Origin of the sequence: Actinoplanes sp. CA-015351, assembly GCF_050955685.1 — a bacterium.
Classification (GTDB): domain Bacteria; phylum Actinomycetota; class Actinomycetes; order Mycobacteriales; family Micromonosporaceae; genus Actinoplanes.
In genome coordinates this window covers 2,658,989-2,679,875 of sequence record NZ_CP192102.1, presented here as the reverse complement: position 1 = coordinate 2,679,875, position 20,887 = coordinate 2,658,989, and the positions used below count along the sequence as shown (strand labels likewise).

Below are 20,887 nucleotides of genomic sequence, written 5' to 3'. Positions count from 1 at the left end.
GGCCCAGAAGACTTCGAAAGGCGAGCGAAACGCCGGATGCCTCCCCGTTTGTAGTCGTCTGGTTCCCGGCGCCTGTGGCACCATATGGAACGGGACCGTATCGGCGCAGCCCGATACGGTCAATCGACTTCTATGGATATCGTTTCGTTACCGAGCAACGACCGAACAACAACCGAACGACAACCGAGCAACGACGGGGTGCGGCATGAGCTGGGCGGACAACCCGAGGCTGAACACCTGGCTGGCGAGCCAGGAGGCTGCTTTCCCGTCCTGGTCCCGGGATACCGGGCAGCAGTGGGACTTCTCGATCGACTCGCTGGACCGCCTCGAACAGCTGCTCCGCGAGCGGTTCGCCGGCTGGGACGATCTGCTCGCCGCCGAGGACGAGCCGGTGGTGACGGTCCCGGCCTGGTACCTCGGTGAGGTGCAGAACCGGAACTGCGGCACGTCGTGGTACCGCAATCCGGTCGTGCCCACCCACCCGGATCAGCCGAAGACCCCGTTCGTCCAGCTCCCCGAGGACCCCGAGGCGGGGTACGAGGACGACGTTCCGCCGGGCAGCAACCCGTTCACCGAGATTCGCGGCCTGTTCGTCCGCGAAGACGGCCGACGGCTACGGGACGTCGTCTCTCGTTACCACCGGTGACCGTCAGCCCGGCTTGAGTCAGCTCAGCCAGAACTCGAGCAGGTCCTTGTCCAGCTCCTGCTGGTACTCGCCCGCGATACCGTGCGGCCCACCCGGGTACAGCTTCAGGGTGCCGTTCTTGACCAGCTTGATGGCCTTCTCGGAGGCAGCGGCCGGCGGCACGATCTGATCGTCGTCACCCTGCGCGATGAAGATCGGGACGTCGAGCTTCTGCAGGTCGGCGGTGAAGTCGGTCTCGGAGAACTGCTTCACGCAGTCGTAGACCGCGGCGAAGCCGGCCTGCATGCCGAGCCGCCAGAACTGGTCACGCTGGCCCTGGGAGATCGTCGAGCCGGGCCGGTTCGTACCGAAGAAGGGCTCGGAAAGGTCCTTGAAGAACTGCGAGCGGTCAGCGAGGACGCCGGCCCGGATCCCGTCGAACACCTCGATCGGCGTGCCTTGCGGGTTGCTCTCCGACTTCACCATGATCGGCGGGACCGCACCGGCCGTGGCGATCTTCGCAACGCGTCCGACGCCGTGCGTCGCGGCGAACCGGACCACCTCGCCACCACCTGTCGAGTGGCCGACCAGGATGATGTCACGCAGGTCCAGGGCGCGCACCAGGGCGTCCAGGTCGGCGGCGTAGGTGTCCATGTCGTTGCCGAAATAGGTCTGCGTCGACCGGCCGTGCCCGCGGCGGTCGTGGGCGATGGCCCGGAACCCGTTGTCGGCGGCAAGCTTCATCTCGACGTCCCACGCGTCGCTGCTCAGCGGCCAGCCGTGGCTGAAGATGATCGGCTGGGCGTCCTTGTTGCCCCAGTCCTTGTAGAAGATCTCGGTGCCGTCGTCAGTGGTGATGAAAGGCATGGCTGGCTCCTCGCCGGATGTCGCTGCGGCCGTCCCGCATCGCTCGAACTCCAAACTGCCCGCTGCGGCAGGGGGTGCCATCCGTCGAATGACTGCTCGCGTACCAACAGCGACGAGCGTCACGCAGAACCTTTAATCTTCATGTTTTCTGCCTGGCGTATCTCACATCCGGGTAGTGGACTGTTCCTTCACACGGGGGGCAGGCGGAAAATGGGCGGCGTGGAACTGATCGGCCGGGCGCGGGAGCTGGCCGACCTCACCGCGGCCGTCGGCGCTGCCGGGCACGGGCCGGCGTCGCTGCTGCTCCGCGGCGCGGCCGGCGTGGGAAAGACAGCACTGCTGGAGGCTGCCGCGGACGACGCACTCCGCCGCGGTTATCTGGTCCGGCGCGTGACCCCATCCGCGCTGCTGTCCACGCTGTTGAAAGACGATAAATCCGACCTGCCACACCACCTACGCCGGCATCCGGCCGAACTCGACGAGCCAGCACTGGTGACAGCGCTACTGCTCACCTTCGACCGGCTGGCCCAGGACGGCCCAGCCCTGATCGTGGCCGACGACATCCACCGCTCCGACGAGGCGTCCCTGCGCACCCTCGCCACCGCGCTGAGCAACACCTCCACCGAGCGCATCGTCATGCTGCTCGCCGCCCGCGACGACACGCCGCCGATCCCTGGTCTGTCCCGCTACGACATCGGCCCGCTCCCCGAGGAGGCGGCGGCCCGGCTGCTCGACACGCTGACGCCGACGTCCGGGAGCCACAACCGCGCCGAGATCCTGCGCCGCGCCGAGGGCAACCCGCTGGCTCTTCGAGTGCTGGCCGACGCCGGCGAGCACCTCCCCCCGGAATTCCCGGACGCCATCCGCGCGCTTCCCCCGGCGACCCGGTGGCTGCTGCTGCACGCGGCCCTGGCCGGCGACCCCGAGCACATCGGCACCCTGACCCGAGCCGCCGGCATGTCCCTGGACCTGCGTCACTGGGCCCCGGCCGAGCAGGCCGGGCTGATCGCCGTCCGCGACGGGCAGTCCCACTTCCGGCACCCGCTGTACCGGGCCTCCTGCACCGTCGTCGAGACCCCGGACGACGTGGCCCGGGCGCACCGCAATCTGGCGGCCGCGACCGACGACCCGTACCACCGGGCCCGGCACCTGGCCGAGGGCAACCCGGGCCGCGACGAGAAGGTGGCCGCCGCTCTGGAAACGGCCGCCGCCGGCTCACTCGCGCGCAGCGATTACCTGGCCGCCGCCGGGGCTCTGCAGTCCGCGGCCGAGCGCAGCGCCGACGACGAGGCCGCCGCGCGGCGATACGCCCGGGCCGTCTTCGCCGCCCACCGCAGCGGCGATCCGGAGTGGACGATCCGGCTCTACCAGAAATCCGTCGCCCTGACCACCGATCCGGACGTGACCGGCATGGCCGCCGCCGGCGCCGGTTACGCCCTGGTCCACCTGTGCCGGCCGTGGCAGGCCTTCGACATCGCTGCCCAGGCCGCCCGCGACGGCGCCCGCGCGAGCCAGATCACCCTTGCGGTGGCCGCGGCGGCTCTGCACTCCGGCGACCCCGCTCACCGCGAGCAGTTGCCGAGCATGCTCCCGGCCGGCACCGGACCCGAGGACCAGCTCACCCGCGACGCCATCCTCGCGATCGCCGACCCGGCCACCTTCACCCCCGGCCCGATCACCGGCGAGGGCACCACCGGCACGCTGCTCACTGGCACGCTGCTCACCGGCACGCTGCTCACCGGCATCGTCGCGTTCCTGATCGACGACTCCGCGAAAGCGGCCGCCGAGCTCCGCTCACTCTGGGACATGGGTACGCAGTACGGCGCCCACGGTGCCGTCCTCGGCTCCTTCCCGATGCTGATCGTCGCGCTGATCGACGCCGGGAAATGGACCGAGGCCGACCGCCTGATGGACGCCGCCGAGCAGTCCGCCGAGATCCGCGTCCCGGTCCTGGGTTCGGTCCTGCCGGCCCTCCGGTCCGTCCTTCACTCACTGCGCCACGTGGGTACGCCCACCGAGGCCCCCGCCGATCCGCCGGACACCACACTGATCGGCAACCTCCAGCAGCGGGCGTCCGCCCTCACCGCCCTGTCCGCCGGCGACTACCCGCTGGCCTACCAGCGCTTCCGCAGCCTGTGGGACACCGACGGAACACCCCGGCACTACTTCCTCGGGCCCCGCAGCCTGCCGCAGCTCGCCCTGACCGCCGCGACCACCGGCAACCGCGCCGAGGCCATGACGGTCCTGCGACTCGCCACATCCGCGGCGGGGAACACCACCAGCCGGATGACCATGCTCCTGGCCCACGCCGAAGCTCTGCTCGACGAAACCGGCCGCGCCGAGGAGCACTTCCAGCGCGCCCTCGCCGACCCGCAGCGCGCCCTGCGATGGCCCCTTGAGTACGCCGAGGCCCAGCTCAATCTCGGCCTCTGGCTGCGCGGACGGCGACGCCTGCACGACGCGCGCCCGCATCTGCTCGCGGCCCGGGACACGTTCCTGCGGCTCGGCGCCGAAGGCCACGCCGAGCAGGCCCGCCGTGGCCTGCCGGTCGGCCTGCGCGCGGCCGGCGAGCCGGAACCCGAGGCGGACGCGTTCGCCGCGCTCACCGCGCAGAAGCAGATGATCGCCCGGATGGCGGCCGCCGGGATGAGCAACCGGCAGATCGCCGAGAAGCTGTTCCTCTCACCCCGCACGGTCGGCTCCCACCTGTACCGGATCTATGCGGAGCTGGGCGTCGGCAGTCGCCACCAGCTCCGCGCCCTGATCGAAAGCTGACGGATGCCGTTCTCACTGCTGATCGGCCGGGATGCCGAGCTGTCCCGGATCAGCCACCTCACGGGCTCGCTGTTCATCTCCGGCCCTCGCGGTGCGGGCAAGTCCGCGCTGCTCGCGGCGGCGGCGGGCGCCGCGCGTGACGCCGGCCGGCGGGTCCTCGTGCTGCGCGGCGGTCCCGGTCCGTGGCCACTGCGGCAGCTGCTGCTCGCCATCCGCCACGATCTCGCCGCCCTGCCGGCGCAGACCGGCGGCCCGGCACTCGCGCTCCTCGGCCTGGAAACGGACCTGCCGCCACCGGATCCGGGCGAACTGCCCGCCGTCGTCCGCTCGGCCGTGACCGCGGTAGCCGCGAAGATCCCGATCCTGATCGTCGCCGACGACGTGCACAACCTGGGCGAGGACGCCCTCGCGGCGCTGCCGGACGATCCGAACGTGGCCGTCCTCGCCGCCGGCCGGACCCCGCCACCGGACGCCCTCGCCGCGCTGCCGCTGCTCACGCTGCCCCCGCTCGGCCCGGAGGACGCGGCCCGGCTGCTCGACGAACGCGACCGCTCCCCCTCGGCGCGCGACCGGGCCACGATCCTGCACCGGTCCGCCGGCAATCCGGCCGCGCTCATCGAGTTCGGCAGCACCGCGTCTCCGGCCGGCGGCCTGCTCGCCGAGTTCACCGACGCCCTGGCCGGGCTCCCGACCCCGGTACGCACCCTGTTGCTCTACGCCGCCGCGGCCGGCTTCCCCACCGACGCTCCCCGCCTGGCCCGGGCAGCCGCGATCACCGAGGAGGTCTGGGAACCGGCCGAGCACGCCGGACTGATCACCCGCTCCGGCGCCCTGATCCGTTTCAGCCATCCGCTCGCCGCTGAGGCCGCTTACCGCTATGCCTCCGCGCATCTGCGACGCCGCGTCCACCACGATCTCGCCGCCGCGTTCGCCGACCGCCCCGAGCACCAGGCGATCCAGCTCGCCGCCGCCGGCTCCGGCCCGGACGAGCAGGTCGCCACCGCGCTGGAGCAGGCCGCCGCGATCTTCCGCCGGCGCGGGCAACGATATGAGGCCACCGCCGCCATGCAGCAGTCCGCCGACCGTTCCCCGTCACCGCAGGCCGCGGCCCGGCGGCTCACCCGGGCCGTCGCCGACGCCCGTGACCTGCGGGACACCGCGTGGACGGCCGAACTGCACGCCCAGGTGTGGCGGCTCACCGACGACCCGGACGTACTCGCCGCCGCGGCCCGCCCGGCCGCCACCGCGATGCACTGGGCCGGCCGGCCGCATGAGGCGTACGGAATCATCATGGCCGCGCTGCGCGCGGGCCCACCGGCGAACCCGGCCGATGTCGCGCGTCTCGCCCTGATCGCCGCCCAGATCGCGTGGGTCACCTGCGACGAGGAGCACCGCCGCGGCCTCACCCAGTTGCTGGCGGCGGCCGGTGACGAACCCGATCGTGCCATCGCCGCCTACGCCCAGCAGGTGATCGACCCGGCCGCGCACACCGCGCGGGAACTGCTCGAAACCGCCGTCGTGCCGGCACCCGGCACCCCTCTGACCTCGGCCGACCGGCAACGGCTCGCCCTGCTCGGCGCGATTGCCGTGGCGGAGGACCGGGTCGCGCTGGCGGCCGGACTGTTACGCAGTTCGTTCGCTGACGACCCGGCCGCGTCGCCGGGCTTCGGGACACTGCCGTCGCTGATCAGCGCCATGATCGACGCCGGCGAGTGGGAGTCGGCCGACTGGTACGCCGAGCCCCGCCAGGCCGTCGGCCTGCCGGCGATGCGGGTCACCCTCGCCGCGCTGCGGGCCCTGCTGCACGCGCTGCGCGGCGACAGCGAGGCAGCGCTGACCATGGCCCGGGAAACCTGGGAACGGCTCGACATCCAGGGCAACCGGGCCTCGCACGTGCGGCTGCTGCGCGCCGCCGGATTGGCCTCGGCGGACGGCGGCGACCAGGAGAACGGTTACCGATATCTGCGGTCGATGTTCGATGTGGACGGGCGGCCGCTGCACCCGTACCTGTCGTCGCGCGGGGTGGCCGAGCTGGCCGTCACGGCGGTCCGCTGCGGTCAGCAGGCCGACGCCCGCACGGTGGTGGCGCGGGTCCGTGAGGCGGCCGGGGCCGAGCCGAGCGCCCGGATGACGATTTTGATCGATCTCAGCGAAGCCGTGCTGTCCGAAAGTGACAGCGAAGAACTGTTCCGGAAAGCCACCGTCGACAGCGAATACCCTTACGAACGGGCGCTCGCGCACCTGCATTACGGCGTCTGGTTACGCCGGCACCGCAGTCCGCGGGAGGCTCGGGTCGTTCTCGCGTACGCGGGAAAGGTCTTTGCGAAACTGGGCGCGAGAGGCGCCGCCGAGCTTGCCGCCCGCGAGATCGCGGTGGGTGCGACCTCGACGGACGACGGCCCGGCGGCGCTGACGCCGCAGGAGAGGCAGGTGGCCGCGCTGGCCGCGCAGGGTTTGAGCAACCGCGCGATCGCCGAGCAGCTGTTCATCTCGGCGCGGACCGTCGGCACCCACCTGTCCCGGGTCTACCGCAAGACCGGAATCAGTCGTCGGCACCAGCTCGGAAACCTGTCGTGACCGAAAGCGCCTCCCGGATGATGTCCGCGACCTCTTTCGGGTGGGAGAGCATCACGAGGTGCGAGGAGTCGATCTCGGTGACCTTCGCGCCGGCCCGCTGGTAACCGAAACGCTCGACGTCCGGATTGATGGTGTGATCCGAACTGGACACGATGCCCCACGACGGTTTGGTCTTCCAGGCCGCGAACGGCGCCGGCTCGCCGAACGCGAACGCGGCGAGCGGACGCTGCGACACCGCGAGAACGCGGGCCAGCGCCGGGTCGACGTCGTGGGCGAAAACGGACGGGAACTTCTCGATGTCGACCGACACGTCAGTGCCGTCGTCCTCGCCCGGTACCGGGAACTTCGTGTAGACCAGCGCCGCCGCGAGGTCCGAGTCGGGGAAGCCGCCCTGCAGCTCGCCGAGGCTCTCACCCTGGGCGAGGGCATAACCGGACAGGTAGACGAGGCCCGCGACGTTCTCCTCGGCACCGGCCACGGTGATCACCGCGCCGCCGTAGGAGTGCCCGACGAGCAGGACCGGGCCGTCGATCTGCCGGACCACCGAGGCGATGTAGGCGGCGTCACCGGTCAGGCTGCGGTTCGGCACGGCCGGGGCGACGACCGTGACGCCGCTGTCGAGCAGTTCCGGGATGAGCTTCGCGTAGCTGGACGCGTCGGCGAACGCGCCGTGCACGAGCACGACGGTGGGAGTGGTCGACATGGGATTTTCCTCCGATTTTTCGTTCCTGTGCTTCCGATCCTTCAGCCTCACGACCGCGCTGCCGTCCGTCAGACGACTGCTCGTTACTCTCTTCCGCAAGATCCACAGCTTTCGGAGGAGCCGGCACGATGTGGCGCAAGCGGCTGATCGAGGAGCACATCCGTCCCGATTTCCGCCGGGCGGTGATATTCGGCCTGGGCGCCCTGGTCGCGCTCATCGTCGGTACGCAGACCGGCACGCCGACGATCCGATACGGATCCGCCCTGCTGGTGGCCCTCTTCGGGATGCTCGCGACCCGGTCGGCCGCCCGTGAGGTGCACCGCATCGCGGTGGCCCGGGCCGGCAACGAGGCCGGCACACCACTGCGGCTGCTGGTGCAGCTGGCCGGATACGTCCTGGTGATCAGCACGGTGTGCGACATGCTCGGCGTCGGCCTGGAACATCTGCTGGTCGGCGGCGCGGTGACCGGCATCATCGTCGGCCTGGCCGCCCAGCCGGTGCTCGGCAACCTCTTCGCCGGGCTGGTCCTGCTCTTCGCCCGGCCCTATGTGCCGGGCCGCCGGATCCGGGTGATGACGGGCGCGCTGAACGGTCCGCACGTCGGCGTGATCGTGTCGGCGGGGCTGCTCTACACGGTGCTGGACACCGACGATGGGCCGCTGAACATCCCGAACTCGCAGCTCATGGCGTCAGCGGTCGGCCCGTTCGACGGAGAGTGGCCCCCGCCTGCGTTTCAGGAGGGCGCTTCCCCAGCCGGCGCCGATCTTGCCGTCGTTGTGGCAGGCGCCTCCGCCGAGAGCACCCGCCGCCATCAGGACACCGACGGTGTGTGAGGGTCATGGTCATGTTCCAAGCTGTGCTCTTCGACTGTGACGGTGTCCTCGTCGATTCCGAGCGGATCACCAACCGTGTGCTCCGCGCGATGCTCCGCGACCTGGGCTGGGAGCTCACCGAATCGGAGGGCTTCACACTCTTCGTCGGCCGCGCCCTCACCGACGAGGCCGGGGTGATCCTCGCCAACACCGGGTTCGTGGTGACCGACGAGTGGATCGGCGAGTTCCGCCGCCGCCGCAACGAGGCCCTCGCCCTCGACCTGGAGGCGATCCCCGGTGCGGTGTCCGCCGTCCACGAGATCAGCCGGATCTTCAACGGTAAGGTGGCCTGCGCGAGCGGTGCCGATCGCCCCAAGATCGATCTTCAGCTGACCAAGGTGGGCCTGGCCGACGCGTTCGCCGGCAAGGTCTTCAGCGGCATGGAGATGCCACGCAGCAAGCCGGCCCCGGACGTCTACCTGGCCGCCGCGGCCGCCCTCGGCGTCGACCCGGCACACACAGCCGTCATCGAGGACACCCCCGCCGGTGTCCGCGCCGGAGTGGCCGCCGGCGCCACGGTGTACGGGTACTGCCCGCCCGACAGCCTCGCCCACCACGAGCCGCAGGCGCTGCTCACGGTCGGCGCCACCCACATCTTCACCAGCATGGACGACCTGCCGAAGCTGCTACAGGCCTGACCTGCCGGTCACGCGAGATCAACAGAACTGCCCAGGCCGCCGCGTCCAGCTCAGCCAGGGACGGCGCAGGACCGGGCGGCAGCCGGCGCGGCGCCGGGCCGGGCGGGAGCCAGGCGGCGCCGGGCCGGGCCGGACAGCGCGGGGACGGGCGGCTCAGGACCGAGCCGGGCGGGGCGGGGCATGGCCGGGCCGGGCCGCGCAGGGCCGGTCCGCGCAGGGCCGGGCCGCGCAGGGCCGGGCCGGGCGGGGCGGGGCATTGCCGGGCCGGGCCGGGCCGGGCCGGGCGGGGCGGGCCGGGCCGGGCGGCGCAGGGCCGGGCCGGGCGGCGCAGGGCCGGGCCGGGCGGCGCAGGGCCGGGCCCGGCGGCGCAGGGCCGGGCCGGCTGGCGCTCACGGCTGCGTGAAGCGCCGCGAGGCAGCTATGGCAGTCAGCCGGCCAAGATCCAGCGTCCCGCACGCGGCTCGCGGACGGGTGGCCTCGACACGAGCAGCGCTGCTGTTGCGTGTCGAGTTCGGGTGCCCGGCGAGGGCTGCCGGGGTGCCACCGTGGATCTTGAGCGATCCTTGACCCTCTGGAGTCTTCTTCTTGAGGGCTGGTGGGGTTGTTGTCGATGCCTTGTTGGGGTGGTTTCGGGTCCCTCGTTGGGGTGGTGGGGTGGGAAGTGGTGGGTGTGAGGGCGTAGAGCGGCAGGTATGGGACGTCGTTTTCGTGGGCCTGAGCAGCCGGTGTCTGAGCAGGTGCGGGGGTGGGCGGATCCGGAGATCTTCCGGTTTCTCGCGTTGGCGCAGCGTGTTGACATGTCGGGGTTCGAGCAGGATTACCGGGCTGATGGGGTGGGCGGGTTGCCGTATGACCCGCGGTTGATGCTGGTCACGGTGTGGTGGTGTTACCGCCGGCAGTGGCGTAGTCCGCAGGACATGGCCCGGGCGTGTCGGGAACAAGCGTCGTTGCGGGTGGTGTGGCAGCGCGAGCAGGTGCCGTCGGCGGCGTGTCTGCGCCGGTTCGTGCAAGGTCATCGCCGGGGCTGGCAGACGGTCGCGGACTCGCTGATCAGGGTCTCTGGTCAGGCGGGACTGGTCGATGTATCGGTGACCGCGACGGATAGCACTCCGGTGATCGCGCCGGCCGCGTTGTCGAAGACGATGACGGCCCCGCTGATCACTACCCGTATCGACGCGGCGCGTCGTGAGCTGGCCGGGTTGCAGCAACGCCGTCAGGACATGCTCGACGATCCTGATCTGGCGAGGTTCCTCGAGCACGGCTACGCAGAGATGATCCGCGCGGAGCAGTTGCTGCTGGTCCGGTTACGGCGTCTGGAACAGGCCGAGGCCGAGGCCCGCGAACGCGGACGGCCGGCGGCCGCACGACATGACGAGCAGATCACCCGTTGGCAGGCCCGCGTCGATCGGCATACCGCTGAACTGGCCGAGATGACCCGCCGCCAGCAGGACAAGTACGACACCTATCAAGCGCGAGCCGCCGCCGGGCAGCCGCCGCGCGGCGGGCCGCCGTGTCTGCCCGAGCAGCACATCCGTATCCGCGGCAAGCAGCAGGCTCTGGCCCGGGCTCGGAGCCGGCTCACTCAAGCCCAGGCCGGCTCCGGTACCGCTCGCGACGGCCCGGCCGCCCGGGCCAACCTCACCGACCGGTCCGCCCGGATCCTGAAAGGCAAAGCGAACACACCCGCCTGGATTCTCGGCTGGCTACTGACCATCACCGTGATCAGCGGACAGTTCATCATCGCCGGGCTGCTGTCGCAACACGGCAACGACGCCCACGGGCTGCTGCCCAACCTCACCGCCGCTGCCGGCACCTGCCGCCAAGCCGGGATCATCGAGCCCTTCGGCCACCACCTCGCCGACGGCGCTTTCCTCGCCCCCGCAGTACCCGCGACCATCACCGGCATCCCACTAACTGGCGTGACCAGCAAAGACAGCGACACCGACCAGCAGCTCTACACCCGCCGCAGCCCGATGATCGAACCCGTCTTCGCGCACCTGCTCCGCACCGACCGGCGCCTACACTCCCGCGGCGACGCCGCCCACACCGAAGTCATCGCCATCACCACCGCCTACAACGCCACCAAATACCTCCGGAAAACCACCCGAACCAAAACTTGACAACCACATCCCAACAAACCAAGAAGAAGACTCCTGGGGGTTGGAAATCGCTCAAGATCGCGCAATGGAGAGGATCGCCAGCGGGCAGGGAGGGGCTCGCGGGCGGCGCGGCGCGGCGGTGCGGCGGTGCGGCGGTGCGGCGGCGCGGCGGTGCGGCGGCGCGGCGGTGCGGCGGCGCGGCGGTGCGGCGGCGCGGCGGTGCGGCGGCGCGGCGGTGCGGCGGCGCGGCGGTGCGGCGGTGCGGCGGCGCGGCGGCGCGGCGGCGCGGGTTATTCGTTGGTTGTGGCGAAGTGGTAGATGGTGGTGGAGGTGTAGGTGCTGCCGGGAAGCAGGGTTGTCGACGGGAATGCGGGGTGGTTCGGGGAGTCCGGGAAGTGCTGGGTCTCCAGGGCGAATCCGTCGCCCTGGCGGTACGCCGCTCCGCCCGCGCCCGCGAAGGTGCCGGTCAGGAAGTTGCCGGAGTAGAACTGGACGCCCGGTTCGGTGGTCAGCACGGTCAGCGTCCGGCCGTGCACGGGCTCGACCACCCGGGCAACCTCGCGCAGCCCTGCGCCTCGGAGCACCCAATTGTGGTCGTATCCACCGCCCAGCAGCAGCTGTTCCTCGTCGCTGCGGATTCGGGCGCCGATGGCGATCGGCTCGCGGAAGTCCATCGCGGTGCCGTCGACCGAGGCGATCTCGCCGGTCGGGATCAGCCCCGCGTCCACCGGCAGGAAGCCGTCGGCGTGGATCTGCATGAGGTGACCGTAGACATCCCCGGAACCGGCGCCGGCCAGGTTGAAGTAGCTGTGGTTCGTCAGGTTCACCACGGTCGGCGCATCCGTGACCGCCTCGTAGTCGATCCGCAGGGCGTTGTCACCTGTCAGCGTGTACGTGACCGTCACCGACAGCTCGCCGGGGTAGCCCTGATCACCATCCGGGCTGACGTGGCTAAGGGCAAAACCACCCTCAACCTCCCGACATTTCCAGATTTGCCGGTCAAATCCGGAAAGTCCACCGTGCAGACTGTTCGGACCGTTGTTGAGCGGCACCGAATAGGTGACCCCGTCCAGCGTGAATTGTCCTTTGGCGATCCGGTTGCCGAACCGGCCGATGATCGCCCCGAAATACGGCCCCGGGTGATCCACGTACCCCTGCACGTCGGCGAACCCCAGCGCGACGTTCGCGAGGACGCCGTCCCGGTCCGGAACCTCGACGGACTGGATGATCCCGCCATATCCGAGGACTTGAACGCGCATTCCATTCGAGTTGGTCAATTCGTACTGGTCGGCCGACATGCCGACGGATCTTACCCAAGCCGCCGGCATCGAGTAACCAGCGCTGTCACAAACCAGCGGGCCACCCTGTCCTAGCTTGCATGAAGATCTCAGTCATCGGTGGCACCGGCCTCATCGGCTCCCAGGTCGTCACGATCCTCCAGGCGCAGGGCCACCAGGCCGTCCCACACTCCACCTCGACCGGACTGAACCTGCTCACCGGCGCGGGCCTGCCGGAAGCACTCGCCGGCGCCGACGTCGTGGTCAACCTGACCAACTCGCCGACCTTCGACGACGCCTCCCCCGCCTTCTTCCGTACGACCATGGAGAACCTGCTCAGTGAGGCGGGCACGGCGCAGGTGGGCCACGCGGTCATCCTGTCGATTGTCGGCGTCGACCAGGTGCCGGACCTCGACTACTACCGCGCCAAGGTCCTCCAGGAGGAGCTCCTCGAAGCGGGCCCGGTGCCGTACTCGATCGTCCGCGCCACCCAGTTCTTCGAGTTCATGGATGCGGTGCTGTCCTGGACCGCCGACGAGAACACGGTCCGTCTGCCGGCCACCCCGATCCAGCCGATCGCCGCAGCGGACGTTGCCCAGGCGGTGGCCGACGTCGCCACCGGCGCACCGCTGAACGGGATCCGCGACATCGCCGGGCCGGAGACGTTCGGCCTTGACGACCTGGGCCGGATCACGCTGGCCGCCCACGGCGACAACCGCACGGTGGTCACCGATCCGGGCGCCGGCATGTTCGCCGCCATGAAGGGCGACGTCCTGATCGCCAAGGAAGGTGCCGTGATCACCCGGACGTCGTACCGCGACTGGCTGACAAAATAGGTCCGGTCGACTCCCGGACCACCAGCTCCGGGGCGAAAACGACGTCCTGAGCCACCCGCACCGGGTTGTTCATCTCGTCCAGGACCAGGCGGACAGCGGCCCGGCCGATCTCGGCGGCCGGCTGGTGCACGCTTGTCAGCCCGACGGCGCAGGCCGCGCTGGCCAGGTCGGTGTCGTCGACCGACCACCGCGAGATCCGCCGGGATCCGCAGGCCCCGGTGCGTCACCGACTGCACGAGACCGGTGGCGATCAGGTCGTTCGCGCAGAACACCGCGCTGGGCCGGTTCTCGGCCGGCAGCGCGGTGAGGCGCTCACCGGCGGCGAGCCCGGCGGCGAAGCCGTCACTCGCGGTGCCGATCCTGGTGAGCCGGGCACCGGCCGCGCCGGTGGCATGGACGGCACCGATGTACCGCTCGTCGTGCCGCCACCCGGCGTACGCGAGATGCTGGTGACCGTTTTCGAGCAGGTGCCGTGCCGCCAGCTCGCCGCCGAGCACGTCGTCGCTGCGTACCGCGCTGCGGCGGCGGCTCGGCACCTCGCGGGCGAGAACGACCACCGGCGTACCCCGCTCCTCGATGACCGCGAGCAGCGGATCGTCGACGTCGTTGGGCGTGATGATCAGCCCGTCGAGCCGGCGTTCGGCAAGGCGGTGCAGCAGCCGGCTCTCCCGGGCATGCCGGCCGATGCCGGTGTTGAACAGCGCCACGTCGGCACCGGCATCGGTGGCTACCTGCTCGGCACCGGCCGCCACCTCGGCGAAGAACGGGTTGCAGAAGTCCAGGACGACCAGCCCGATGGTGCGGCTGCGGCCGACCCGCAGGGCGCGGGCCGCCGCGTCGGCACGTACCCGACGGCTTCCACGGCCTGCCGGACCCGTTCCCGGGTCTCGGCGTTGACCAGGTGCGGCCGGTTCAGCGTGTTGCTGACCATGCCGTCGGAAACGCCGGCCACGTCCCGGATCGTAGCGCGGGCCACCGCCGTCCTCTCCAAAATTCAAGATCCGATCAAAGCGTACGGGGAGACATTCAGAACCGTTGGCGCGGCGGCAACGGCCGCACCGGGTCCTCGGCCGGCCCCGGATGAGCAGCGACCGGTAACCGGGCGCGGCCGGCGCCGAGCTGGGCCAGCCGGGCACCGGCGTGTGCCCGCTGCTCGGAAGCGAGCAGACCGAAACAGATCGCCAGGGCGTAGGCCGTCATGTCCGACTTCTTCGCGGTGCTCCACCGGGCCGTCGATCAAGGCCGGCCTGGACCAGGAGCTGAACCGGCCGATCTACTGCACCCCGGAGCGGATCAAGCAGGACACACGATCACCAGCGGACAGATCGACGCGGCAGGACCGGGGAGAGCACCACGATCGCGGTGATCGGCGCCACCGCGTCGAACACGCCGGACTCGTCCGGGATCAGCGCCGAGGACGCCTGCAGCAGCAACACCGGCGACCGCACCGGCACCGAAACCAGCCAGGTCTATCTGCCCCTCCCGTCGTCGACCGGCGAGCCGGGCAAGCGACTGGTCGGATTCAGTCAGTCGAAGCTGGCACCTGGTGCTTCCAAGACGGTCACCGTAAAGATCCGGGAGAAGTCAGCGGATCACCCGCTGTCCTACTGGGACAGCGGGAGGGACGCGTGGCGCACGGCGGCCGGTAAGTACACGGTGTCGGTCGGCTCGTCGTCCCGGTCGCTGCCGGAGAGAGAGACGATCCGCATCAACTAGCGGGCGCGTCGTAACGGCGACGCACGAAGAGGCCGAGGCGGCCGGCGAACTGCTCGATGGTGCCGGCCGCCGCGTGCCGTGCGTCCCAGACCGCCACGAGGCGGATGCTGAGCCGGCGATCTCCAAGATCGACGGCGAGCGGAACCAGACCGAACCGGGGGTCGTCCGAAGCGATGGCGATCCCCCGGCCGGCCGCCGCGAGGGCTTGGGCCACGGTCCCGTTGGCCGCCTCGATGAAGTTTGAAAAATCCGGCATGGCGCTCTGCAACGCCTGCCGGGCGGTGGTGCTCGGCGGCAGCACGATCAGCGGCTCCCCCAGCAGATCAGCCAGCGCCACCGACCCCCGGCCGGCCCAGCGATGTGATGGCGGGACATAGGCCCACACCGGCAACACCGCCAATGCCAAAGACCGGAACGGATCAGTCGCATGCGCCGTTCCGATGGCAAGGTCCGCTCCGAGCCGGAGCGTTTCCGCCGGAGAGAGACCATCCGCGCCGAGTACGTCGATGTTCGGATCGTCGGCCGCCAGCCCGGCGATGAACGGAGCCACCACGTCGGTAAGCGTGACCGCCGGCGCCCCGATGGTGAGCCGGGCGAGCCGGCCCTGCGCGTGGAAGGCGGCGGCCACCCGCAGCGCGTCAGCCCGGCCGAGCACGTCCCGGGCCAGCGGCAACAGCGTCCGCCCGGCCGCTGACAGCGAGAGCCGCCGCCCGACCAGATCGAACAGGTCGACGCCGAGTTCGCGTTCGAGCTGGCGCAGTTGCCGGGAGAGGGACGGCTGGGTGACGTGCAGCCGACCGGCCGCGCCGCTCACCGTGCCGGCCTCGGCGATCGCCACGAAATAGCGTAGGTGGCGCAGCTCCAAATCTATGCCTCCGAGGCATCTTGATGCAGCTCAACGGGTGTTGGACGAGCATAGGTCAAAACCCCGAGACTTCGTTTGTGAACAAACGCCTTCTCGTCACCGAACTGCCGGGACCGCGCTCCCGCGCCCTCATGGAACGCAAGACCTCGGCGGTCGCCGACGGCGTCGGCACCACGATGCCGGTCTTCGCGGCGCGGGCCGGCGACGGCATCCTCGTTGACGTCGACGGCAACCAGCTGATCGACCTGGGCTCCGGCATCGCCGTGACCAGCGTCGGCGCCAGCGCCCCGCGGGTCGTCGCGGCGGTCACCGAGCAGGTCGCGGCGTTCACGCACACCTGCTTCATGGTCACTCCGTACGACGGATATGTCGCTGTCGCGGAGAAGCTGAACGCGCTCACCCCCGGTGACCACGAGAAGCGGACCGCGCTGTTCAACTCCGGCGCCGAGGCCGTCGAGAATGCCGTGAAGATCGCACGCGCCTACACGCGGCGGGACGCGGTGGTCGTTTTTGATCACGCGTACCACGGGCGGACCAACCTGACGCTGGCGATGACGGCGAAGAACAAGCCGTACAAGCACACGTTCGGGCCGTTCGCGCCGGAGGTCTACCGGGCGCCCGGTTCCTACCCCTACCGGGACGGTCACCTCGATGGTGCCGCAGCCGCCGCGCGGGCCATCGACCAGATCGAGAAGCAGATCGGCGCGGACAACCTGGCCGCCCTGGTGATCGAGCCGATTCAGGGTGAGGGCGGCTTCATCGAGCCGGCGCCGGGCTTCCTTCCGGCGCTCGCCGCGTGGTGCCGGGCCAGCGGTGTCGTCTTCGTCGCCGACGAGGTGCAGACCGGCTTCGCCCGCACCGGTGATCTGTTCGCCAGTGAGCACGAGAACGTCGTACCCGATCTGATCGTGACCGCGAAGGGCATCGCCGGCGGCCTTCCGCTCTCCGCCGTCACCGGCCGCGCCGAGATCATGAACGCCGCGCACGAGGGTGGCCTGGGTGGCACCTACGGCGGCAACCCGATCGCCTGCGCCGCGGCTCTGGCCGCGATCGAGACGATCGAGGAAGAAGGCCTGGTCGCCCGGGCGGCGAAGATCGAAAACCTGATCAAGGAGCGCCTGTCGCGCTTGGCGGCCCAAGACGTCCGATTGGGAGATGTACGCGGACGCGGCGCCATGATCGCTGTCGAGCTGGTACGCCCCGGCGGCAACGAGCCCGATCCTCGCCTGGCCCGCGACGTCGCCCGTTTCGCACACCAGCACGGCGTGATCGTGCTGACCTGCGGGACCTACGGCAACGTGCTGCGGTTCCTGCCCCCGCTCACGATCAGCGACGACCTGCTGAACGACGCGTTCGACGTTCTGGCCGAGGCCCTGGAGGCGCACCGATGAGCACGTTCCCGGTCATCGACCCGGCCACCCTGGAAACCATCGCCGACCTGCCCGACCAGGGACTCGACGAGGCACGGCAGGCGGTCGACGCCGCCGCCGGCGCGTTCCGCGGCTGGTCGCGGACCGCTCCCCGGCGCCGTTCGGAGATCCTGCACCACACGTTCGAGCTGATGCTGCGCGACCGCGACGAGCTCGCCCAGCTGATCAGCCGGGAGAACGGCAAGTCCCTGGTCGACGCGGCCGGCGAGGTCACCTACGCGGCCGAGTTCTTCCGCTGGTTCGCCGAGGAGGCGGTACGCCCCGGCGGCGACTACGGCGAAGCCCCCGCCGGTGGCTCACGCACCCTGGTGAGCCACGGCCCGGTGGGTGTGGCCGCACTGGTCACGCCGTGGAACTTCCCGGCCGCGATGATCACCCGCAAGATCGGCCCGGCGCTCGCCGCCGGTTGCACCGCCGTGGTGAAGCCGGCCGCCGAGACCCCGCTGACCGCGCTCGCGATCAACCGGCTGCTCACCGAGGCCGGCCTGCCGGACGGCGTGGTCACCGTGGTCACCACCACCGACGCGCCCGGCGTGGTCGGCGCGTGGCTCGCCGACCAGCGAGTCCGCAAGATCTCCTTCACCGGCAGCACCGGGATCGGCCGGGTGCTGCTGCGCCAGGCCGCCGACCGGGTGGTCAACTCCTCGATGGAGCTCGGCGGGAACGCGCCGTTCATCGTCACCGAGGACGCCGACCTGGACGCCGCCGTGGCCGGCGCGATGATCGCCAAGTTCCGCAACGGCGGGCAGGCCTGCACCGCGGCGAACCGGTTCTTCGTGCACGCCGCCGTCGCCGACGAATTTCTCGCGAAGTTCGGTACGGCAGTGGAGAAGCTGACGGTCGGCGCAGCCGCGGACGGCTCCGCCATCGGCCCACTGATCAGCGAGAACGCGGTGCGCCGGGTTACCCGTACGGTCGAGAAGCTGATCGAAGCCGGCGCCCGGATCACGCACCGCGCCCACGTCCCGGAGGCCGCCGGGCACTTCTATCCGCCGACCGTCCTGGTGGACGCGCCGAACCTGCCGGAGGAGATCTTCGGCCCGGTCGCGCCGATCACCACCTGGACCGACGAGGACGCGCTGATCGAGCAGGTGAACGCGACCGAGTACGGGCTGGCCGCCTACGTCTTCGCCGGCGACCTGGCCCGCGCCATCCGTCTCGGTGAGTCGATCGAGGCGGGCATGATCGGCATCAACCGCGGGCTGGTCTCCGACCCGTCGGCGCCGTTCGGCGGGATGAAGCAGAGCGGGCTCGGTCGTGAAGGCGCGCGTGACGGGCTGCGCGAATTCCAGGAGACGCGGTACCTGAGCGTGGATTGGCCCTCTTGAGCCGGGACTACCCGACTGCAACCGCAATGCCATCAACTGGAATCTGTTAACCGTGCGCGGGTCGCCGATAAGAGTCCGACCGAATGATTTGGACTCGACGGAAGGCCTCGATCTCCTGATGACCCGCGCACGGCTTGGCGCCACCATTCTGGTTTCGACGACGCTTATGCTCGGCAGTGTGTTCGCCGCGTCGCCCGCGCAGGCCGCCGCGCCCACCCTCGCCGGCCGGATGGCCTCGGTGCAGTCGGCGAAAAGCATCAACTACTACCCGTCGGACGCGGGCTGGTCGGCGATGTGGACCAACTTCGACGCGACCAAAATCGACAAGGACCTGGCGAAGGCCGCCGCGCTCGGCGCCGACAACGTCCGCGTCATCGTCTTCCCGGAGACGTTCGGGTACCCGAAGCCGTCGTCGGCCTACACCGAGCGGCTGCGCAAGTTCCTCAGCATCGCCGCCTCGCACGGCCTCACCGTGAAGATGACCCTGTTCGACTGGTGGGCCGGTTACGGCGACGTCGCGAACAGCATCAGCTGGGCGAAGACGGTCCTCGCGCCGTACGCGAACGACCCGCAGGTCATCGCCGTCGAGCTGAAGAACGAGTTCCAGCCCTCCGACGCGGCCGCGGTCACCTGGGTCCGCAAGGTCATCCCGGCGATCCGGGCCGCCGCGCCCGCCATGCCGCTGACCCTCTCGGTCGACGGCAGCACCGGCGCCGCCGGCATGGCGAAGATCAAGTCGTCGCTGACCTCGACGCCGCTCGACTACTACGACTTCCACTTCTACGGGAACTCGGAGCGGTCCCTCTCCGAGATCCGCAAAGCGAAGGCCGCCGTCTCCCCCGCACCCGTGGTGATCGGTGAGACCGGTGTCAGCAGCGTCGGCGGCGCCGAAGGTGAACAGGCCGCGTACTTCGCCCGGGTCTTCCGCGCCGCCAAGGAGGCCGGGGTCGGCTCGGTCGCTCCGTGGACGCTCAACGACTTCTCGGACACCGCGATCCCGAGTCACTCCAACGTGTCGACGATCCCGGCCCAGTACAAGTTCGGCCTTTACCGGGCTGACGGCACCGCGAAGCTCGCCGCTGACGTGGTCCGTACCGCCTGGACGACCGGGACCACCCCGAACAGTTTCCTGAACCTGGGCTTCGAGTCCTCGGTCGCCAACTCGCCGTGGCGCGACAACCTCCCGCAGGCCGGCACTGCCGAGATCACCACCGACATGCCGCGCAACGGGAAGTACTCGGCGCGGTTCTCCGACACCACGCGTACGGCGGCCGGCCTGCCGTCGCTGGTCACCTCGCCGATCACGCCGGTGCAGGCCGGTTACAAATGGCGGGCCGAGGCGTACGCCCGGGGTGTGAACGCGACCGGTACCACCGAGATCGCGCTGAGCTGGTTCGACGCCGAGGGCAAGTGGCTGAGCCAGACCACCTCGAACCGCCTGCCGGCCGGCAACACCAGCTGGACGAAGCTGGTGGTGGACACGGTGGCGCCGGCGAACGCGGCCGCCGTGCAGCTGCACCTGAAGTCCGGAGACAACACCGGAACCGTGTGGTTCGACGACGTGGCGGTCAGCTGACGTCCCGGCGGGGCTTTCAGCTGATGCCGACCGTGGCGCTTTCCGCCGCGACCGTGCGGGTCCAGGACACCAGGTGGTGCAGTGGCTGCGGCAGGTTGCGGCGGAACTGGTCGGACAGCCGGGCCCGGTCCCGCGGGTTCAGCGTGTCGAAGACGAGCTGGTCCAGGCCGGTCGCGAGGAAGAGCCCGGCCAGCATCAGGTCGGGTATCTCCAGCGACTCGTTGTAGGAGAGCCGGGTACGGATCCGGATGGCCGGCTGCCCGGGGCTGAGCGGGTCCGCGAAGACCAGTGACGTGTTCGTGCTGAGCAGCCGCCGTTTGGTCTCCCGGCGCAGCACCCCCGCGGCCGTCAACCGGTGCTCGATCAGGCCGGTGGCGAGCCCGGTGGAGAGGTGCATGATCCACTGCCGGAGGCCGTGCGGCCCGGGTGACTCCACGAGCCTGCGCAGGACCGCCGCGGTCGCCGCGTCGGTGGTGGGCTGCGCGTCGATCACCTGCAGAGAGCTTTCGCTGGTGAGCTGGATGCGGCGCCAGAACATCAGCTCACCGAGAAGCGCGGCGCCGAGACCGATCCCGAGCACGTGCCCCGAGACCAGCATCCGGCCACCGATGCCGTCGTGCGCGGCCAGGTAGAGGTCGTCGGCGGGCGGTAGCTGCTGTGGCGATGTCATGGCGTTCAGCCCTTGGGTCGACAGCGAGGGTTG

At 70.5% G+C, this 20,887-nt stretch carries 18 protein-coding genes and 1 pseudogene; 11 read left to right on the top strand and 8 right to left on the bottom strand.

Annotated elements, in window-relative coordinates; all coding sequences use genetic code 11:
• Positions 1-205 precede the first annotated feature (205 nt).
• Positions 206-646, top strand: coding sequence for a hypothetical protein (locus ACQP2E_RS12000; protein WP_433830869.1), 441 nt, complete (start codon positions 206-208; stop codon positions 644-646).
• A gap of 18 nt (positions 647-664) precedes the next feature.
• Here ACQP2E_RS12000 and ACQP2E_RS11995 read toward each other — a convergent pair whose 3' ends face one another.
• A complete protein-coding gene (locus ACQP2E_RS11995; protein WP_433830867.1) occupies positions 665-1,492 on the bottom strand; it encodes an alpha/beta fold hydrolase in 828 nt (275 codons plus the stop codon).
• Between the two features lie 210 nt (positions 1,493-1,702).
• Between ACQP2E_RS11995 and ACQP2E_RS11990 the strand changes: the two genes are divergently transcribed.
• Entirely contained in the window at positions 1,703-4,267 is a 2,565-nt protein-coding gene (locus tag ACQP2E_RS11990) for an AAA family ATPase (protein WP_433830865.1), read from the top strand.
• 3 nt (positions 4,268-4,270) lie between these two features.
• A complete protein-coding gene (locus ACQP2E_RS11985) occupies positions 4,271-6,844 on the top strand; it encodes a LuxR C-terminal-related transcriptional regulator (RefSeq protein WP_433830863.1) in 2,574 nt (857 codons plus the stop codon).
• Here the strand turns inward: ACQP2E_RS11985 and ACQP2E_RS11980 are convergent.
• Positions 6,810-7,547: an alpha/beta fold hydrolase gene (locus ACQP2E_RS11980; RefSeq protein ID WP_433830861.1), complete on the bottom strand. Its 738-nt coding sequence runs from the start codon at positions 7,545-7,547 to the stop codon at positions 6,810-6,812. The two genes, ACQP2E_RS11985 and ACQP2E_RS11980, sit on opposite strands and share 35 nt — an antisense overlap.
• A 128-nt stretch (positions 7,548-7,675) precedes the next feature.
• On the opposite strand from ACQP2E_RS11980, the gene ACQP2E_RS11975 reads away from it, so the two are divergent.
• The 3 genes from ACQP2E_RS11975 (at position 7,676) to ACQP2E_RS11965 (ending at position 11,177) form a co-directional block, all read left to right on the top strand.
• Positions 7,676-8,380, top strand: coding sequence for a mechanosensitive ion channel family protein (locus tag ACQP2E_RS11975; protein WP_433830859.1), 705 nt, complete (start codon positions 7,676-7,678; stop codon positions 8,378-8,380).
• A gap of 11 nt (positions 8,381-8,391) precedes the next feature.
• Entirely contained in the window at positions 8,392-9,057 is a 666-nt protein-coding gene (locus tag ACQP2E_RS11970) for an HAD family hydrolase (protein ID WP_433830857.1), read from the top strand.
• Positions 9,058-9,854: 797 nt separating this feature from the next.
• Positions 9,855-11,177, top strand: coding sequence for a hypothetical protein (locus ACQP2E_RS11965; RefSeq protein ID WP_433825281.1), 1,323 nt, complete (start codon positions 9,855-9,857; stop codon positions 11,175-11,177).
• Positions 11,178-11,446: 269 nt separating this feature from the next.
• On the opposite strand, the gene ACQP2E_RS11960 is transcribed toward ACQP2E_RS11965, so the two are convergent.
• The gene (locus ACQP2E_RS11960) at positions 11,447-12,454 is read right to left on the bottom strand and encodes an aldose epimerase family protein (RefSeq protein WP_433830855.1); all 1,008 of its coding nucleotides are present in this window, start codon (positions 12,452-12,454) and stop codon (positions 11,447-11,449) included.
• 80 nt (positions 12,455-12,534) lie between these two features.
• On the opposite strand from ACQP2E_RS11960, the gene ACQP2E_RS11955 reads away from it, so the two are divergent.
• The gene (locus tag ACQP2E_RS11955; RefSeq protein WP_433830853.1) at positions 12,535-13,269 is read left to right on the top strand and encodes an SDR family oxidoreductase; all 735 of its coding nucleotides are present in this window, start codon (positions 12,535-12,537) and stop codon (positions 13,267-13,269) included.
• On the opposite strand, the pseudogene ACQP2E_RS11950 reads toward ACQP2E_RS11955, so the two are convergent.
• The 3 genes and pseudogenes from ACQP2E_RS11950 to ACQP2E_RS11940 all read right to left on the bottom strand — a co-directional run bounded on the left by ACQP2E_RS11950 (position 13,232) and on the right by ACQP2E_RS11940 (position 14,469).
• Positions 13,232-14,021, bottom strand: a pseudogene (locus ACQP2E_RS11950) (LacI family DNA-binding transcriptional regulator). The gene ACQP2E_RS11955 and the pseudogene ACQP2E_RS11950 overlap by 38 nt on opposite strands.
• Positions 13,997-14,221, bottom strand: a complete 225-nt coding sequence (locus tag ACQP2E_RS11945) for a LacI family DNA-binding transcriptional regulator (RefSeq protein WP_433830851.1) — start codon at positions 14,219-14,221, stop codon at positions 13,997-13,999. Before ACQP2E_RS11945 ends, ACQP2E_RS11950 begins: the two are co-directional and overlap by 25 nt.
• A gap of 74 nt (positions 14,222-14,295) precedes the next feature.
• Positions 14,296-14,469: a hypothetical protein gene (locus tag ACQP2E_RS11940; RefSeq protein WP_433830849.1), complete on the bottom strand. Its 174-nt coding sequence runs from the start codon at positions 14,467-14,469 to the stop codon at positions 14,296-14,298.
• A 162-nt stretch (positions 14,470-14,631) separates the two neighbouring features.
• On the opposite strand from ACQP2E_RS11940, the gene ACQP2E_RS11935 reads away from it, so the two are divergent.
• Complete coding sequence (locus tag ACQP2E_RS11935) at positions 14,632-14,985, top strand: fibronectin type III-like domain-contianing protein (RefSeq protein WP_433830847.1); 354 nt, start codon at positions 14,632-14,634, stop codon at positions 14,983-14,985.
• Here the strand turns inward: ACQP2E_RS11935 and ACQP2E_RS11930 are convergent.
• Positions 14,978-15,823: a LysR family transcriptional regulator gene (locus ACQP2E_RS11930; RefSeq protein ID WP_433830845.1), complete on the bottom strand. Its 846-nt coding sequence runs from the start codon at positions 15,821-15,823 to the stop codon at positions 14,978-14,980. The two genes, ACQP2E_RS11935 and ACQP2E_RS11930, sit on opposite strands and share 8 nt — an antisense overlap.
• A gap of 158 nt (positions 15,824-15,981) precedes the next feature.
• On the opposite strand from ACQP2E_RS11930, the gene gabT reads away from it, so the two are divergent.
• The 3 genes from gabT to ACQP2E_RS11915 all read left to right on the top strand — a co-directional run bounded on the left by gabT (position 15,982) and on the right by ACQP2E_RS11915 (position 20,184).
• Entirely contained in the window at positions 15,982-17,241 is a 1,260-nt protein-coding gene (gabT, locus tag ACQP2E_RS11925) for a 4-aminobutyrate--2-oxoglutarate transaminase (RefSeq protein WP_433833898.1), read from the top strand.
• Positions 17,238-18,608, top strand: a complete 1,371-nt coding sequence (locus ACQP2E_RS11920; protein WP_433830843.1) for an NAD-dependent succinate-semialdehyde dehydrogenase — start codon at positions 17,238-17,240, stop codon at positions 18,606-18,608. The genes gabT and ACQP2E_RS11920 overlap by 4 nt, the downstream gene beginning before the upstream one ends.
• A 118-nt stretch (positions 18,609-18,726) precedes the next feature.
• Positions 18,727-20,184 carry a cellulase family glycosylhydrolase gene (locus ACQP2E_RS11915; protein ID WP_433830841.1) on the top strand — a complete coding sequence of 486 codons (1,458 nt, stop codon included), beginning with the start codon at positions 18,727-18,729 and terminating at the stop codon, positions 20,182-20,184.
• Positions 20,185-20,200: 16 nt separating this feature from the next.
• Here ACQP2E_RS11915 and ACQP2E_RS11910 read toward each other — a convergent pair whose 3' ends face one another.
• Entirely contained in the window at positions 20,201-20,854 is a 654-nt protein-coding gene (locus ACQP2E_RS11910) for a GOLPH3/VPS74 family protein (protein ID WP_433830839.1), read from the bottom strand.
• Between the last annotated feature and the right edge of the window lie 33 nt (positions 20,855-20,887).